Origin of the sequence: Paenibacillus sp. cl141a, from assembly GCF_900109305.1 — a bacterium.
Classification (GTDB): domain Bacteria; phylum Bacillota; class Bacilli; order Paenibacillales; family Paenibacillaceae; genus Paenibacillus_AQ; species Paenibacillus_AQ lautus_A.
In genome coordinates this window covers 1-17,221 of record NZ_FNZO01000004.1, presented here as the reverse complement: position 1 = coordinate 17,221, position 17,221 = coordinate 1, and the positions used below count along the sequence as shown (strand labels likewise).

Genomic DNA, 17,221 nt, shown 5'->3' with positions numbered 1-17,221 from the left:
AACAATTTATGTCTCTTTAATCGTAATTTAAGCTCCCCTTAATATTTCGGGCATAAGATAAAAGCACCCCTTTTAAAAAAATATATCAGAAGCCCCTCTAACATCGGTTAGAGGGGCTTCTTTGGTTGTCTTCCCTTATTGGAGGAAAGACCCAAGGCAAGGTACTGATGGAATATTTACAATCCCAGCCATTTCGTAATATAAGCGGATACGGCTAATTCCTGAAAATCCTGCCAGCTGCGAAATGGGGTATGCTCAACGATAAACGGGTTAATCGTGCGACCTTGTATGAACTCGTCAAAATCTTCATCGGTGCTTCCCTCGTATCCAGCGGCCTTCAGCAAGTGATCGATGGAAGAGAACTTCGTATGTCTTTGAATAAATGATTCCGAGAACAGTTCTTCCACGGGCACCTCTTGTTTCATGTCCGAGAGCCTTGCGGCATTTTCGCGAATTTCTGATAGCTTCTCTTCATCCAGTCCGTCTAATCCACTGATCCCAGTATTCATTATGCCCACCTCCAAAAAGTTGCACGTCACTCTATTATACATATACGAGTATGCTGAATTATCGGATTCGCTTTTTTTTGAAGCGGGTATTGACTCGCAAGATTTATATAGGAAGAAGAGACGGAATTGCAGAAAGGAACATGAATCATTTCTCTAACTGATGCGATTCTTTAGGCACTTTTTAATTCAATTTTATAAATTGGGGAAAAATATCAAAAAGTTAAGAAAATAATAGAAAAATAATATATGGTATGATAATGTGGTATATATTACCTACACGGAGGTCAGTAAATGAGAACAAAGTTTGGTTTGATTTTGATGATTTGTGCATTTTTAGTTATTTCGGCATGCGGAAATAATACTACAAGCAGTGACACTCCACAACAAAATGAGCAAAGTGTGGACGCAGCAGGGGAAACCGTTAAAGAAGAGCCAAGCAAAGAAGCTGCAACAGAACCAACCAAAGAAGAGCCAAAAGAGGTTTCCAACAAACCTGGAGAAAAGTTTACATTAGGGGATTGGGAAGTTGTGCTTGACTCGTTTGAGTTTGACCAAAAAGTAAGCGCGGATATGTTTTCGTCAAGCGCTGATGAAGGGAATAAGTTCCTTATACTAAATTACACTGTTACGAATAATGGTAAAGAGGCAAAGGACTTCACTTCAATAATTGGCGGCGTTAGTATGAAAGCCATATTTAAAGAGGAATATGAATATAATTACACGGTAACCATGATCGATGGTGATCTGGGAACGGGCAGCATCAAACCTTTGGCTACAAAATCTGGATTCGTTGTCATAGAAGTACCCGATAGCGTTGCTGACTCTAAAGAAAGCTTGGTAGTCAAGCTTGAAGATAAGGACAAGGCCCAAATCACATTACGGTAACAACGAGATAACGACAGTACTCATAATCAGGACTAACAACGAACGCCGCTCTGCATCATGGATGCAGAAGCTAAGCGTTCGTTTTTTATTAATTATTACTTATAGTGAAAGCATCTTGAGATGAACAATTCAAAGCTACAGAGTCATAAACGATCATCACATTATAATTATTCTTTACCTAGGAATGATCGTGGTTTTCATGTAGACTGGTTATGATTTACTGCCGGGCATGCCTGTGTTTGGGGGATGACGGTCCGTACATACTTGCTTGCATATGGGGGTGGGCACTGTGCCCAAAAAAGAAAAGGTATCCATGTCATGGCTGCTGCGGTATTTGAAACCGGTAAAAGGACGGCTGATCCTGCTGCTGGCCATGCTGCTGACGTCGACCGGCTTGCAGCTGCTGAATCCGCAGATTGTCAAACGCTTTATCGACACGGCAGCCGGCGGAGGCGTGATAGCCACGCTGATCCAGCTTGCGGGATTATTCCTGGTCGTGGCTGTGCTGAACCAGCTAATTACCGTAGCTGTCAGTTATCTGGGGAACGATATTTCATGGCGCGCGACGAACCGGCTCCGCGGCGATCTCTTGAAGCATTGCTTACGGCTGGATATGCGGTTTCATAATGTGAAAACGCCCGGCGAGATGATTGAGCGGATTGACGGAGACGTGACGAATATCTCGAATTTCTTTGCGATGTTCATCGTGCAGGTGATCGGCAGCTTCGTGCTGCTTGCCGGCATATTGGGATTCATGTTTACGGTCAATTTGCCCATCGCGATCGTGATGACGGTGTTCACGCTGCTGTCCATTCTGTTCATGGTGTTCATCCGGAATATGGGCGTCAATTCCTCCAAGAACGAACGGGAAGCCAGTGCTTCGCTGTTCGGATTGATTGAGGAACGCATCGCCGGCATCGAGGATGTTCAGGCGAACGGCAACGTGCCGTACGTCATGAACCGGTTTCACCGCATGATGCGCAGCGTGTTCCTGAAGGGAAGAAAAGCCTGGATGCTCCGAGTCGTACCCTGGAACACCACGGTGATCCTGTTTGCCCTGGCGGTTACCGCAGTCCTGTTACTGGGGGTACGCTATTATTTGATCGATGAAATTACGCTGGGAACCCTGTTCCTGATCTATCAATATACGCAGATGTTAAACGATCCGATCGAGATGCTGGGCGACCAGGTGCAGGAGTTCCAGAAAGCGAAATCCGGCATGCTGCGTTCCAGAGAGCTGCTGTCCAACAAGAGCGAGATCGTGGACGGAGAGCAGGAAGAGCTGCCCGAAGGCGCGCTCGGCTTGGAGTTTGAGGGCGTCAACTTCAGTTACAACGCGGATAAACCGGTATTAAAGGACATTAACTTTGAAGTGAAGCCGGGAGAACGCCTGGGGATCATCGGACGTACCGGCAGCGGGAAGTCGAGTCTCAGCCGCATTCTGCTTCGGCTGTATAACATCGACAGCGGGGTCATCCGCGTCGGAGGCACGGATATCACGAAGCTGAAGCTGCCCGCGCTTTACCGCCGGGTGGGGATGGTTACGCAGGATGTGCAGCTGTTCGACGGCTCGCTGCGCGACAACCTCACGCTGTTCGATCACGGCGTGTCGGATGAATTCATCCTGGAAACGACGGAGCGTCTCGGGCTTCGGCAGTGGATCGATGCGCAGCCGGAAGGTCTGGATACGCATTTGACCACAGGCGGGGCCTCGTTGTCCGCCGGGGAAGCGCAGCTGTTTGCGTTAACCCGGGTATTTTTGACGCAGCCGAGCTTGGTGATTCTGGATGAACCGTCTTCACGATTGGACGCCGCTACGGAGACCATGCTGCAGGCAGCCGTCGATCAGCTGATGAGCAGTTGTACGGGCATCATCATCGCGCATCGGCTGGCTACTCTGGAGCAGGTGGATAAAATCATGGTGCTGGGTGACGGGCGAATTCTGGAATTCGGCGCACGAGAAGCGCTTGCGTTAGATCCGGTATCGCATTATGCGAGACTGCTTAGCACAGGCAGAGAGGAGGAGCTGGCGTGACCATCACAGGTTTTATAGGGCGGCTGTTTCGATTCAGGCCCTCATTGTTTTTAATCAACGGTTTGTTGTGGTGCATCTTTCATTCGCTGCCGTTATTGATCGGGCTCGGGATGCAGTGGTTTTTCGACCGGGCCACATCGAATTCCACGGATTATGTATGGCTGGCCGTTCCTTTGATTTTTATTGCCGTTGTAAGGGTCGTGCGAGTAGGGACGTTTTTTGCGGCTTTCTATCAATGGGTAACGTATATTTATCATATCCAGGCTATCTTGCGCACCAACATGCTGGCGGGGATCATGCGCTGGCCGGGACGGAATTTACCGGCTTCTCCAGGGGAGGCGATGAGCCGCTTCCGCGATGACGTGGATGAAGTTGTGGAATACGTGGAATCCTGGGTGGATTTTTGGGGACGCCTTGTTTTTGCGCTCGTATCCGTTGTCATCATGGCAAGCATCAACTGGAAAATCATGCTGGTGGCCGTGCTGCCGCTCGTAGTGGTCACGCTGTTGAACAATTTATCCGGCAACCGCGCGCGGCGTTACGGCCTGAAGAACCGGGAAGCTACGGGGCGCATCACCAGCTTCATTGCCGAAACCTTCGGCGCGGTTCAAGCCTTGAAGCTCGGGCAGGCCGAGGATCATGTCCATGAACGCTTCACAAAGCTGAATGAGGACCGCCGGCAGGCAGCGCTGAAGGATAATCTGTTCAAACAATGGATGCGGTCTCTGAACCAGCATGTGCTGAGCATTTGTACGGGGCTGATCCTGTTGATGTGCGCAGCCGAAATGCAGGCCGGGCATTTCACCGTCGGGGATTTTGCGTTGTTTACGACGTACCTGGCCAATATCGGGTTCAGCATTTCCTTGTTCGGATATATGGTGTTCCAGCACAAACGGCTGAAGGTTTCCTTTGACCGTATGCGCTCGCTGTTCCGCCCCGGCGAGGAGGACCGGATTATTGAAGCGAGGGAAACGTATCTGAACGAAGATCCTCCGGAACTGCCTCTCATTCGGAGGGAGCCGGGGGAGAAGCTCAAGGAGCTGGAAGTAAAGAATTTATCCTATCATTATCCGAATTCGGAGAATGGGATATCGAATATCAACCTCCGCCTGGAGCGTGGCAAGTTTCTGGTGGTGACCGGCCGAATCGGGGCCGGGAAATCGACGCTTGTCCGGACCCTGCTGGGGCTGCTGCCCAAGCAGGCGGGCACGATTCGCTGGAACGGGGAAGAAGTCGATCCGGCTACCTTCCTGATGCCCCCTCGGGCGGCTTATACCCCGCAGGTTCCAAGGCTGTTCAGCGATCCTTTGAGAGAGAACATCGTGCAAGGGAAGAAAGATCGGGCCGAGGAAGCGCTGGAACGGGCCGTCCGGCTGGCCGTCATGGAGAAGGATATCGAGAATCTGGATCAAGGGCTGGAGACGTTTGTCGGCCCGAGAGGCGTCATGCTGTCGGGGGGACAGATCCAGCGCGCGGCCACGGCGCGCATGCTGATGACCGGCGCGGATCTGTACATCTTCGACGATCTGTCCAGCGCGCTGGACGTGGAGACGGAGCAGCTGGTATGGGAGGGACTGTTCAAGGAGCGTGACGTCACCTGCATTGCGGTATCGCACCGCAGGGCGGCTCTGTCCAAGGCCGATCATATCATCGTCATGAAGGATGGACGGATCGAAGCGGAGGGAAGCTTGGCGGAGCTGCTCGCCACGAGCGAAGAGATGCAGTTGTTATGGCAGGGCGAGTCCACGACCGAGACGGAGGCCGCCGTAGCGGATGAAACCGAGGTCAGCAAGGTATAACATGTGGTTTGGAAATTGGGGATGTTTGAACAGGTTTAAGAGCAAGGCAGCTTCCGTTGGTAAAGGAGGCTGCCTTGTTTTGTATAATAATAGGTGGAATATACTGGGGTTGTATCGGTTATATAAGGGAAAGTTCTGCATGAAGAATCGCAAGTTCTTGATTACTTTCGGTCATCACCTGGACCATAGCAACATGGATGATCTGGTGTCAGATCGCCTTTCCCGTCTTCGTCTGCCCTTCCATGAACCTATCATGAATTCCATCGGCAGATTCTATTATTTTGCCTGCGGGAATAAGGATATAAGTACAAGCCGATCGATAGGCTCTAGGAATAGGATGTAGAAAATGAATGGGAAGGGTGGGTTTGTCATGGAATGGAGCGTCATTTTTCAACTGATCGATCCACGGCTGTTCATGGTCGTTGCCGCTTGTTGGGTGATCGGATACGTGCTGAAGCAAACGCCTAAGGTTCCGAATTGGAGCATCGTATATGTGGTTATGGTCGTATCCATCCTGTTGACAACCGGATTGATCGGCTGGAGCGTGGAGAATATCATCCAAGGCATCCTTGCGGGGGCGTTCGCCGTATTCGGGCATCAGGCCGTTAAACAAACGGCAGAGGCGATTGCGACCAGAAAGAAGTAAGAACGGCTGCAATGGGTCCCAGGATCATTTTGGTCTAAACCGAACGTTACCTTGTAGCCTGCGACTCCCGCCTGTTATCCTAAAGTTCATGAGATCATGAGAGGGAGCGTGAAAGACTTGCAAAGGAAAACGTTGACCGTTGCGGCGCTGCCTGGGTTTGAGCCGGAGATCGGCCGCTGGATATGGGGACTTGAGGACGTGCGGCGGACGATATTGAAACGGCTGGCCGGGATCCCATATGAGCATCTGAATCATAAGGCGGCCGGCCGGCAATCCATCGGTTCACTGCTATACCATATTGCCTTAATCGAAGCGGACTGGCTGTACGTCGAGGTGCTTGAATCCGATTGGAATCCAAAAATAAAGGCATGTTTCCCCTGGGATCACCGTACGGAGGATAACCGTCTTTCCGAAGTGCCGGATCAGCCGCTCGCTGAGCATCTCCACCGTATGCACATGGTTCGTCAGGAATTGGTTGCCCATTTCCGAGGCATGGACCTTTCGGACTGGAGAAGACCCAGACGACTGGAGGCGTACGATGTGACGCCCGAATGGGTCATCTATCATCTGATTGAGCATGAGTCCCATCACAGGGGACAGATGTTTCAGCTGTTAAGGGAATTGGAGCAAGCGTGAGCATCGTCCCGACGCTGGGAAGCTTCGGCTTCTTCCCGGAGCCGCGCATCGCGGCATTTTAAGCGAATGTGCCTATAATATTTATAACCACGCAGGGCAGGGAGCATTCCTTGTTCTTTTTGCGCATATCCTGCAACGATTCATTCCGCCATACGTATTAAGCCAGATAGAATGCGGTTCGGAGGGGATACGATGAATAACGAATTTTACGTGGGATGGGGAACGCTGGCACTGATCAATGCCGGGCTGGCCCAAGGAAAGAACAGAACGGGATTAAACTGGTTTCTGTTGTCACTGTTGTTAGGCCCGCTCGCAACCCTGTTTCTTGTCTTGTCAGCTAAAAGGTGAACTTGGCAAAAAAGGTAAATCGGGCAATAAAAAGAGCCGCCTCCCGGCAAGGGAAGCGGCTCTTATCGTATTTTACATCCGCTGAAACATCGCGGTATCACGGCTGTAGTGCGTCAAATAACCTGTTTCTTCGTTGCGGATGCGGACGACATCCGGCGTGTAGCATTCAATGTAACCTCGCTCGATCTCCACGTATACGCTTGCGGGGTCTTCCTCCCACACGGAAACCAGCGTTTCCGACAGCGCGGCAGCGAAAAAATGGATGTCTTGCGATAGGTACCGGCTATTGCGGTCTATATTCATTTCATTTCCCCTTGATGATTAGAATCGGATAACATGCGGTCTACTAACTCGTTCATTCCCTTCCAGGAATCCTTCAGAATAAATTCATGCTGAATATGCGCATTCCATGGGCGCGGAATCAGGATGGTCTGTTTTCCGGCTTTTCTCGCAGCAATCGCATTATGGGGACCATCGTCAATCAGAAGGTCAAACTCCACCAAATCCTTGCGCTTGGCCACGAAAAAATTCTCGAACGGAATAAAAGGCATATGCCTCTGCAGCCATCTCCATTTCTCGGGCACCGAGGATGGGCGGGCTGCGGTAACGACAATGACATCATAATCATGTGTCATTCTGTGAACCTCGTCAATCGTATATTCGTCAAATAGTTCGAGCTCTTCATACAAACCGGGCTTTCCGAAGAAAAATTCTTCCGAGCATTCAGGATGCCAGATTTGGTGCAGGTTGTAATCGGTAATCTGATCGAGCGTAAGCTGGGGATCCTTGTACTGCAAATTGTGATAATGGATGGCTTTGGGAATCAGATGGCAGATCGTATCATCCATATCGATGGCGACTATTTTTTTGCTCATATCGTCATTACTCTCCTGTAATCATGAAATCTTCGAAAGATGATGTTCCGTAAATTGTAATGGACAGGATGCATATTGGCAAACCGAAATCAAAAATGGAAGGATGTTGCATTTCTTTCCCCTGACTCATTATAAACTAAGTATAACATTAATAGGCCAGCAACCCTTCTGATATTTTCCCGGCGCGGGTTCTACCGGAATCACAGCAGATTTCCTTCATTATGACAGTACATGTCATGAATGCCCTTTTATAATAGGAGCACTACAGGGCACAAAGGAGGAACGGCCATGCCGCAAGAATATATCCGCATTCGCGGTGCCAGGGAGAATAATCTAAAGAATGTTTCGCTCCAAATTCCAAAACGAAAAATCACCGTCTTTACCGGCGTATCCGGCTCGGGCAAATCGTCCATCGTGTTTGATACCATCAGTTCCGAAGCCCAGCGATTGCTGAACGAAACGTTCACCGCTTTTGTCCGGAACCGGCTTCCCCGGCATAGCCGCCCGGACGTGGACTCGCTCGAGAATTTGTCGACCGCCATCGTCATCGACCAGAAGCGGCTGGGAGGGAACTCGCGTTCCACGCTCGGCACGATCACCGATCTGTACGCCGTTCTGCGACTGCTGTTTTCGAGGGTGGGGCAGCCATTCGTGGGTTACTCCAATGCGTTTTCTTTTAACGATCCGCAGGGCATGTGCCCCGAATGCCAGGGAATCGGGAAGAAGGTGGAGCTCGATCTGACAAAGCTGCTGGATACGACCAAATCCTTGAATGAGGGAGCGGTCCGGTTTCCGATTTTCTCGGTGGACAGCTGGTATATGAAGAACTACACCATGTCCGGTTTCTTTGATAACGACAAGAAGCTGGCCGATTATTCCGAAGCGGAATGGAATCTCTTCCTGTACGGCAAGGAGGGAAAAGTGACGTTCCCGTCCAAAGGCGGACCGGTGCAGTCCGACTTTGAAGGCCTCGTGCTGAAGTTCAACCGGCTGTATATTCAGCGAGACAGCAGCGAATTGTCCGAACGAACCTTCAATCACGTGAAAAATTTCATTACGCACGGCACATGCCCGTTATGCGAGGGAACACGGCTCAGCCAAGCTGCGTTAAGCTGCAGGATCAACGGATATAACATCGCCGAGTGTGCGGCCATGGAGATCGGGGACCTAAGAGCGTTCATCCTGAATATCAAGGAGCCGATCGCTGCCGGCATGGTAGCCAGCTTAGCGGAGCGGCTGCAGCATTTGATGGATATGGGACTGGATTACCTGACGCTGAACCGGGAGACGACCACGCTTTCAGGAGGCGAGTCGCAGCGGGTCAAGATGGTTCGGCATCTGGGCAGCAGCCTGACGGACATGATGTATGTTTTTGATGAGCCGAGCGTGGGCTTGCATCCGCGGGATATTCACCGTCTGAACGGCATGCTGAGGAAGCTTCGCGACAAGGGCAACACCGTGCTGGTCGTGGAGCATGACCGTGACGTGATTGAAATTGCCGACCATGTGGTGGATGTGGGCCCGAATGCCGGTACCCGGGGAGGGGAAATTGTCTTTGAAGGGACGGTCGAGCAGCTGTGCGACCAAGCTTCCACCTTAACAGGTCAGTATATGAAGCGGTGGATGCCGATGAAGGAACGGTTTCGCGTACCTACAGGGCATATGCGCATCGCCAATGCGAATGATCATAACCTGAACAATGTGACGGTGGATATCCCGGTAGGCGTATTGACCGTGGTCACGGGCGTAGCGGGATCAGGAAAGAGCTCGCTCATTCACCATGCCTTCCTGTCCCGGCATCCCGAGGCTGTTGTCATCGACCAGTCCGCTGTCAGCGCCTCGATCCGTTCCAATCCTGCCACCTACACGGGGATCATGGATGACATCCGGAGCATGTTCGCCAAGGCGAACGATCAGAGTCCCTCCCTGTTCAGCTTCAATTCCAAAGGGGCCTGCCCCGACTGCCATGGGCTCGGTTTCATCTATACGGACCTGGCTTTCATGGAAGGCATCAAGTCGCCGTGTGATACCTGTGACGGCAGACGTTTTAAGGATGATGTGCTCCAGTACAAGCTCCAGGGAAAAATGATCACCGAGGTGCTGGACATGACGGTGCTGCAGGCGCTGGATTTTTTCGAGAAAAAAGAAATCAGGCGGCGGCTGGAAGCATTGCATGACGTGGGTCTGCACTATCTGACTCTCGGACAGCCGCTGAGCACCCTGTCCGGGGGCGAGAGCCAGCGCATCAAGCTGGCCAGCGAGCTGCACAAGCAGGGGCAGATTTACGTCATGGACGAGCCGACGACGGGGCTGCATATGTCGGATGTCGGGCATCTGCTGGACATGATGAATCGGCTCGTCGATAACGGCAGCTCGGTGATCGTGATCGAGCACAATCTGGACGTGATTCGTCAGGCGGACTGGATCATCGATCTCGGGCCCGAAGGCGGCAGCAGGGGAGGGAGTGTCATATTCGAAGGAACGCCCGCCGAACTGATCGCGGCGGATCACTCCCTGACCGGTAAATACGTGAGAGGATAGACTTAGAATGGCTGTGCCGCATATCTCCGCGGCATGGCCATTCTATGGTTATCAGGCTTATATGATCGTTTAAACGGCAATACTGTATGCTGCCACAGACTGCGGCTTCGGCAGGAGTCGGTTAATAAGAATGTATAAACGACTAATGTCCGCATACCGCGATGGGCGGCATTTTGATTGTAAACGGGGGATCAGGCAATGCGGAAAGCATGGTGGAAAGAAGCCGTTGCGTATGAGATCTATCCGCGCAGTTTCATGGATTCGAATGAAGACGGCATCGGGGATCTGCAAGGGGTGATATCCCGTCTGGATTATTTGAAGGATCTCGGGATTGACGTTATATGGGTATGCCCTATCTATCGATCGTCCAATAACGACAACGGCTATGATATCAGCGATTATCAGGATATTATGACGGAATTCGGCTCGATGGCCGACTTCGACCGGCTGCTGGCCGAAATCCATAAGCGCGGCATGCGCCTTATCATGGATCTGGTGCTTAATCATACCTCGGATGAACACCCGTGGTTTATGGAAGCCCGCTCCTCCCGAACGAATCCGAAGCGGGATTATTACATCTGGCGGGACCCGAGGGACGGGGCCGAGCCGAACAATTGGGAATCGGTGTTCACCGGTTCCGCTTGGGAGTACGACGAGTTAACGGGTCAGTATTATCTTCATCTCTATTCAAAAAAGCAGCCTGATCTAAATATGGAGAATCCGGCGGTCCGGGAAGAGCTGGTGCGGATGATCCGCTGGTGGCTGGATAAAGGGATCGACGGCTTTCGCGTGGACGCGATCACCCATATTAAGAAGCTGCCGGGTTTGCCCGACATGCCGAATCCAAACAACCTTCGATATGTCGATTCAAATCCCGGTCACCGGAATATCGAGGGAATCCATGAATTTCTTCAGCAATTCAAACGCGAAGCGTTCGCCGATTATGACATTATGACGGTGGGCGAAGCCAGCGGCATTCCGATCGCCGAAGCAGACCGCTGGATCGGGGAGGAGAACGGGACGCTGAACATGATTTTTCAATTTGAGCACGTCAATCTCGATTTCGGACTCGAAGGGCGCTGGGATTACGCCGTCTGGGACTTGGCCGAATTGAAGCAGATCATGTATAAATGGCAGACGGGCCTGGAAGGGACAGGCTGGAACGCTCTCTATATGGAGAACCATGATCAGCCGCGCTCCGTATCCCGTTTTGGCGATCCGGTCCACTATCATAAGGAATCGGCTAAGATGCTGGCTACTTTTTTTATGCTGATGCAAGGGACGCCGTTTATTTATCAGGGGCAGGAAATCGGGATGACGAATGTCGAGTTTCCGGAGCTGAGCGATTATCGGGACGTGGAGATCTACAATTATTACCGCGAGCGTCTGTTGGACGGAAAAGACGTGCCCGAGACGATGCGCAGAATCGCGTACCGGGCCCGGGACAATGCAAGAACGCCGATGCAGTGGGATGACACGCTTTATGGCGGTTTCTCATCCGTCGTGCCATGGATTCGGTCCAATCCGAATTATCATGAGATCAACGTGGAGCATCAGCTGGCCGATCCGGATTCCATTCTGAATTACTATAAGGCCTTGATCCGTCTGCGCAAGTCCACCGAGGTGCTGATCTACGGAAAATACGAAGCCGTGCTGGAGGAGCATCCGGAAATCTTCGCTTATTCCAGGACATTAGGGAACGAGGTATATCTGATCGTATTGAACTTTTACGGCAGGACGCCGGAATTTCAGTTTCCCGCGGAATGGAGCGGCCGTCATCCGGAAGTGGTGCTCACCAATTACGAGCGGTCGGACCGGAGTTTCGGCCAATTTACCTTAAACCCTTATGAAGCGATAGTTTATCGTGTAAACTAAGTGGGTAAGCGATTTCTTGAGATGAGAGGTGAATGCAGCTTGTCGCAGCCTAATATGATGTCTGCCGCCGTTCTTGATCGTCCTTTATCCATTGGAGTGAAGCAGGTGCCCATTCCGGAGCCGAAGCCGGATGAAGCCTTGATTCAGGTGTATTGCATCGGCATCTGCGGTTCGGACGTGCATTATTATGAGCATGGACGGATCGGAAGGTATGAGGTGAAGGAGCCGTTGATACTGGGACATGAGCTGGCTGGAGTCGTTGTGAAAACGGGGGAGAAGGTAACGAATGTCTCCGTCGGTGACCGCGTGGCCGTGGAACCAGGCGTTACGTGCGGGCGATGTGCCTATTGCAAAAGCGGACGCTACAACCTGTGCCCGGACGTGGTGTTCATGGCGACTCCTCCGGTTGACGGTGCCTGGGCCGAATACGTTGCGGTTCGCAGCGACTTCCTGTTCCGGCTGCCGGATGACATGTCCTTCGAGGAGGGCGCATTGCTTGAGCCGCTGTCCGTTGGCCTTCATGCCGTACGCCGCGGTCGTATCCGGCCGGAGGACAGGGTGCTGGTGCTCGGTTTGGGCCCGATTGGCCTGCTTGCCATGGAGGCAGCCAAAATGTCCGGAGCCTCACAGGTATTCGGCAGCGACGTCGTGGAATACCGGCGCCATCTGGCCCTTCAGATGGGAGCCTCCGGCGTGATCAATCCCATGGACGAATCCGTTCCGCAGCGATTGGAGCAACTTACGGGCGGCTTGGGAATCGATCTCATCATCGAAACATCGGGCAACGCAAGGGCCATCGCGGATTCCATCGGTTATGTGAACCGCGGGGGGCGCATCGTGTTTGTAGGCTTGCCTGCAAAGGATGCCACTCCGGTGGATATCGGCGCTTTGGTTGACGCCGAGTTGGATGTATACGGCGTGTTCCGCTATGCAAATACGTATCCGGCCGCTATTCAGATGCTGCAGAACAAGGGCAGCCGCATACGGGACATCATCACCCACCAGTATTCTTTGGATCAGATCGAGGAGGCCGTGGAGCTTGCCCGCACGCAAAAGGATACCAGCGTCAAAGTCATGATCTATCCTCATCAGAACGCATAACGTTCTTTGCGGCAGGAAGAGCTGCTCCGGAGCTGGCGGTACAATCGAACCTGAATAATGTGATCATCAAAAAGCACCGCCCCAACACTTGTTGGAGCGGTGCTTTTTTCATGTGTTACCGGTTAGTCCGGGCGCTCATTGCTCATCCAGCTGTCGATGCGAAGATCATCGCCGTAGGTCTCGCGCGACGAAATTTCGCCGAGCTTCTGCTCGGCAGCTTCGCGGGTATCGAATCCGCCGATGACCGCGATAAAGTCCCCGCCGGCCGCCTTAATGAAGGTCACCTCGTCTTCCAAGTAAATCTCTTCAAGAATGGCAAGGGATTCCCCTTGCGGCATCGTCTCACTGCGGATATAGAAGACTTCGTGCGGAGTTACCGGCTCGCCGGTGGAAGTAAGCTTCAGCTCCAAATAGCCGGGATCTTTATATTCCGATACGGAATGCTTCACGCCGTCCTTCAGCTCAACGACAAAACGCATGGCCGAATCGTCCAGAATCACATTTTCATAAACATCCTTCACCAGCGGAAGCGCCAGCATGTCTTTCTTGATGGTATCATAGTCAAAATTTCGAACCCCGTTAAACGTGAAAATAAGGCGGTTCGGGGCATCTCTATGGTCGACGGTATAGGCAGGCACGCTGGAAACGGACTCGCCTTCCTGATCAAAATGAATCTTGAATACATCCTCTGAAGCTTCCGTTCCTACGGTAACGCCGTCGGTCCGCTCGCCGCCGCCCCCGAATTGCAGCACCTGAACGATGCTGCCCACCACGGGTACTTTGGATAAGGCATTGGCTACCGTTGGGATATTGACCACGAAGAGCAGGGCAGCGGCCGCTGCAACAACGGAAGAATACCTCATCATGCGTTTGGATCGTTTACGGGCGGCCGCCTTTTTCTGCGCAGCATCTATGACGCCTGTTAACTGAGCGGGAATTTCAATGTGTTCGTAGCGTTCTTTTCCTGTCATAGGCTATCGACCTCTCCCTCGATTAAATAAGATTTCAATTTTCCGATAATGCGATAAAACCTGGTCTTGACGGTGTTCTCGGACAAGGACAGCACATCCGCCATTTCCCTAAAGCGCAGGTCCTCAAAAAACTTCAAAATCATGTAGGTCTTCTCCTCCGGCGGCAGTTTGTCCAGCGCATCGTACAGATCCATTTTCTCCTCCAGCGGGACTGCATGCTCTGCGGCCGCGTAGTCCTGATCCTGGTCTTCCATATAGGTAAACCGCTTCTTGCGACCGAGATGGTCGATGGCAGCGTTAATGACGATCCGGGTCATCCAAGAATCAAAATACTGCGGCGCGTTCATCCGCTCATAAGCGAGGTATCCCTTATAGGTCGCTTCCGAGACGATGTCCAGTGCCTCCTGCTCGTTTTTGACATAGCAAAAGGCCACCCGGTACAACTTGTTCTTGCATTTCTGGATATGTTCGCTGAACTGTTGTTGCTTCGATTCTTTCGCTCTCAGTTCACTCACTCCTAACTACTAGCACTAGTATACATGTCATGGCACGAATTCGTTGATCTGTTCATTCATTGGCCGGAATGATGGGATCAACTCAAGTACTTGAGTGCGCTTGACTGATCATTAGACCGTGGAGAGGGCCAAATAGTTTTAGCACGGGATAAAAAATAGACGAATGGAGGGATATACCAGGCCGATTACGCCGTATGTGCGAATCCAAGGCTGAAATAAGGAGGGATTGAAAAATACCGAGCAGCTTAACAAAAGACATGAAGGATGCTACTATATGAGTCATATGAAATGAACGGAGGCCAGAACATGTAGGTTTTTCTACCCAACCCGCACAACTAAATACAGAATTGGGGTAGAAAAGATGAAACGGAAATCCTTTCGATATCTCTGGATAGGCCAGGCGCTCGCCAATAGCGGCGATTTATTTTACATTGTCGGCCTGATGGCTATGATCCATGGGATTACGGGATCCGCCATGTTGATGGCCATGATCCCTTTCATTACGACGACGGCACGGTTTATAAGCGGGAGCTTTGCGCCCGTTTTAATGGACAAGTACAGCCTCAAGTCGCTGCTTGTTTCGTCTCAGACCGGAAAAACCGCCGTGTTGTTCCTGTTGATGGTAACCTGCTATGCACTGGGAGAGCAGGAGGCGACGGTTTATGCGATTCTCGGATTCGTATTTCTCATCTCCTTGCTCGATGGCTGGGCTGCACCTGCCAGCCATGCCATGCTGCCGCGTTTGGTGGATGCCGCCGAGTTAACGAAAGCAAACAGCTTTGTTGCCATCGTGGATCAGATGATCCAACTGGGTGGCTGGGCCGTTGGGGGACTGCTGGTCGCAGTCCTGGGCGGAAGCAGCGTGATAGGACTGACCTTTGCCCTATCCCTGGTAGGGGCAGTCTTCATGAAACTTATAGAGGATCGGCATGAAGCCGCCCCGGAATCGAAAGAGAAGACGCGCGTTTCGAAAGGGCGCTCCATTCAAGAAGGCTGGGCACTCATTTGGAAGCAGCCTTCCCTTCGGGCGATTCATGTGATTTATATATTGGAGACGATGGCGGGCGTGATCTGGATTGCAGCGATCATCTACGTGTACGTGGCTGATGTGCTGCACAGGGAGGAGGCGTGGTGGGGATACATCAACGCAAGCTTTTTCCTGGGACTCATGCTGGGCGGACTGTTTGGAATGAGAGGCGCGGGGCTGATCGACCGCAATATTCGCAAGTTCGTCATCTGCTCTTCCTTCGGCATCAGTCTGATGACGCTCGGTTTTGGATTGACCTCGGTGCCTTGGCTGGCCCTTATGTTCTCGGCAGGCTTCGGCGTTTTTGAACAGCTGAAATCCGTCTCGCTGCAGACCACGCTGCAGCGGAGCGTATCCGTTCATCTGTTGCCGAAGGTGTATGCGGCTCAAAGCGCGATGGTTTCGCTGGTATTTGGCCTATCCACGCTGCTGTTCGGGTTCATCACCGACGAATACGGCGTCCGGACTACGTATATCATTGCAGCTGCGGTGTTGTTCATCTCGGGCTGTTACGCTGCAATCATACGAACGAGGTGGCTGGAGGCAGGGGAGAGGGCAGCCCAGGGGGAAGGATGCGCGGATTAATCGGCATATAGGTTCATCCTCCCGCCGGACTTGATGACTGCAAGTTTCATACATGCAGGCGATTTCAAAATAAAAAAAGGCGAGCGTGAAGCTCGCCTTTTTTATTTTTGAATACTACGGGGACTCGCGTTATGAGCAGGCGTTTCATCCATATCCTTATGCAAGGCTTTAATTTCGTGAGCCGTATTGAAACAATCCATGCCCTTTTCCTGCGGAAACATAGGCTGGCAGAGCATACGATTCATTAGAATGACGATGGCATGAATAACGTGTAAGCGGCTCTCCTATCGCTATAGGAGAGCCGCTTTTGGGCTTGATATTCTGGTTACAGTGAAGGGCCAAGGGCAATCCAGGACACGAAGCCGTAGGAAAGGTTGCAATTCGGTTGGCGGATCACTTCCAGAACTGCTGCATCTTCGCGCTGGGACTTCAGTGAAATCTGAAAGCCCTGGTTGTTGCTCATCCCCACGATAACATAGTTAATGCCGGCATAAGGTTCATCGAATAGGACGGTCACCTCGGTCTGAGTGTCGGCCCCTGTCAATACAAAGGGGGTCATTCCAAATTGCTGAAGTTTCGGCTTCCCGCTTGAGCTGCGCACCGGCGTGAAGGCCAGATGCTGTGCAGTGACTGCTGATTCAGCCAATTGCTGGCCGGTAACAGCCCCGTTGGAAATATGAACGCTAGCGACAGCCGACTTGCCTAATTTGTCGCCGTCAATGCTTCCGTCAGCGAGGGTAAAGGTATCAAAAGCGTCCGGTCTAAGATGTCTTCTCTCGATGGTCCCTTCAGCGATTTGGTTTCCGGTAACAGAGCCGTCAGCCAGGGTGAAGTCGTCAAAAGCATTTGGTGCAAGGTGCCGGCTCTCGATGG

The 17,221-nt window shown here is 51.9% G+C and carries 16 protein-coding genes; 10 read left to right on the top strand and 6 right to left on the bottom strand.

What is annotated here, in order from left to right; translation table 11 throughout:
* Positions 1-176 precede the first annotated feature (176 nt).
* On the bottom strand, positions 177-509 hold the full coding sequence (locus BMX45_RS12815; RefSeq protein ID WP_009591801.1) for a hypothetical protein: 333 nt from the start codon (positions 507-509) through the stop codon (positions 177-179).
* A 291-nt stretch (positions 510-800) separates the two neighbouring features.
* Between BMX45_RS12815 and BMX45_RS12810 the strand changes: the two genes are divergently transcribed.
* From BMX45_RS12810 to BMX45_RS31290, 6 genes are all read left to right on the top strand, one after another.
* Positions 801-1,394: a DUF4352 domain-containing protein gene (locus BMX45_RS12810; protein WP_254778056.1), complete on the top strand. Its 594-nt coding sequence runs from the start codon at positions 801-803 to the stop codon at positions 1,392-1,394.
* A 289-nt stretch (positions 1,395-1,683) separates the two neighbouring features.
* The gene (locus tag BMX45_RS12805; protein ID WP_090910012.1) at positions 1,684-3,429 is read left to right on the top strand and encodes an ABC transporter ATP-binding protein; all 1,746 of its coding nucleotides are present in this window, start codon (positions 1,684-1,686) and stop codon (positions 3,427-3,429) included.
* Entirely contained in the window at positions 3,426-5,228 is a 1,803-nt protein-coding gene (locus BMX45_RS12800; RefSeq protein ID WP_090910011.1) for an ABC transporter ATP-binding protein, read from the top strand. Before BMX45_RS12805 ends, BMX45_RS12800 begins: the two co-directional genes overlap by 4 nt.
* 346 nt (positions 5,229-5,574) lie before the next feature.
* Entirely contained in the window at positions 5,575-5,874 is a 300-nt protein-coding gene (locus BMX45_RS12790; RefSeq protein ID WP_009591821.1) for a phage holin family protein, read from the top strand.
* Between the two features lie 108 nt (positions 5,875-5,982).
* A complete protein-coding gene (locus tag BMX45_RS12785; protein ID WP_254778055.1) occupies positions 5,983-6,510 on the top strand; it encodes a DinB family protein in 528 nt (175 codons plus the stop codon).
* Between the two features lie 192 nt (positions 6,511-6,702).
* A complete protein-coding gene (locus BMX45_RS31290) occupies positions 6,703-6,858 on the top strand; it encodes a hypothetical protein (protein WP_006208027.1) in 156 nt (51 codons plus the stop codon).
* A 72-nt stretch (positions 6,859-6,930) separates the two neighbouring features.
* Here the strand turns inward: BMX45_RS31290 and BMX45_RS12780 are convergent, their stop codons facing one another.
* The gene (locus BMX45_RS12780; RefSeq protein WP_009591802.1) at positions 6,931-7,161 is read right to left on the bottom strand and encodes a hypothetical protein; all 231 of its coding nucleotides are present in this window, start codon (positions 7,159-7,161) and stop codon (positions 6,931-6,933) included.
* Positions 7,158-7,733 carry a 5' nucleotidase, NT5C type gene (locus tag BMX45_RS12775; RefSeq protein ID WP_012818875.1) on the bottom strand — a complete coding sequence of 192 codons (576 nt, stop codon included), beginning with the start codon at positions 7,731-7,733 and terminating at the stop codon, positions 7,158-7,160. The genes BMX45_RS12780 and BMX45_RS12775 overlap by 4 nt, the downstream gene beginning before the upstream one ends.
* 288 nt (positions 7,734-8,021) lie before the next feature.
* On the opposite strand from BMX45_RS12775, the gene BMX45_RS12770 reads away from it, so the two are divergent.
* The 3 genes from BMX45_RS12770 to BMX45_RS12760 all read left to right on the top strand — a co-directional run bounded on the left by BMX45_RS12770 (position 8,022) and on the right by BMX45_RS12760 (position 13,250).
* Positions 8,022-10,274, top strand: coding sequence for an ATP-binding cassette domain-containing protein (locus BMX45_RS12770; protein ID WP_090910008.1), 2,253 nt, complete (start codon positions 8,022-8,024; stop codon positions 10,272-10,274).
* 198 nt (positions 10,275-10,472) lie between these two features.
* A complete protein-coding gene (locus BMX45_RS12765) occupies positions 10,473-12,149 on the top strand; it encodes a glycoside hydrolase family 13 protein (RefSeq protein WP_090910007.1) in 1,677 nt (558 codons plus the stop codon).
* A gap of 39 nt (positions 12,150-12,188) precedes the next feature.
* Complete coding sequence (locus tag BMX45_RS12760) at positions 12,189-13,250, top strand: NAD(P)-dependent alcohol dehydrogenase (RefSeq protein WP_090910006.1); 1,062 nt, start codon at positions 12,189-12,191, stop codon at positions 13,248-13,250.
* A 122-nt stretch (positions 13,251-13,372) separates the two neighbouring features.
* On the opposite strand, the gene BMX45_RS12755 is transcribed toward BMX45_RS12760, so the two are convergent.
* Positions 13,373-14,221 (bottom strand): DUF4179 domain-containing protein, encoded by an 849-nt coding sequence (locus tag BMX45_RS12755; protein WP_090910005.1) that lies wholly within the window; start codon positions 14,219-14,221, stop codon positions 13,373-13,375.
* Complete coding sequence (locus BMX45_RS12750) at positions 14,218-14,736, bottom strand: sigma-70 family RNA polymerase sigma factor (protein ID WP_090910004.1); 519 nt, start codon at positions 14,734-14,736, stop codon at positions 14,218-14,220. Before BMX45_RS12750 ends, BMX45_RS12755 begins: the two co-directional genes overlap by 4 nt.
* A 361-nt stretch (positions 14,737-15,097) precedes the next feature.
* Here BMX45_RS12750 and BMX45_RS12745 point away from each other — a divergent pair, with 361 nt between their 5' ends.
* Positions 15,098-16,348 (top strand): MFS transporter, encoded by a 1,251-nt coding sequence (locus tag BMX45_RS12745; RefSeq protein ID WP_090910003.1) that lies wholly within the window; start codon positions 15,098-15,100, stop codon positions 16,346-16,348.
* A gap of 325 nt (positions 16,349-16,673) precedes the next feature.
* Here BMX45_RS12745 and BMX45_RS12740 read toward each other — a convergent pair.
* On the bottom strand, positions 16,674-17,221 hold a 548-nt coding region (locus BMX45_RS12740), incomplete at its 5' end, for a WIAG-tail domain (RefSeq protein WP_175495101.1).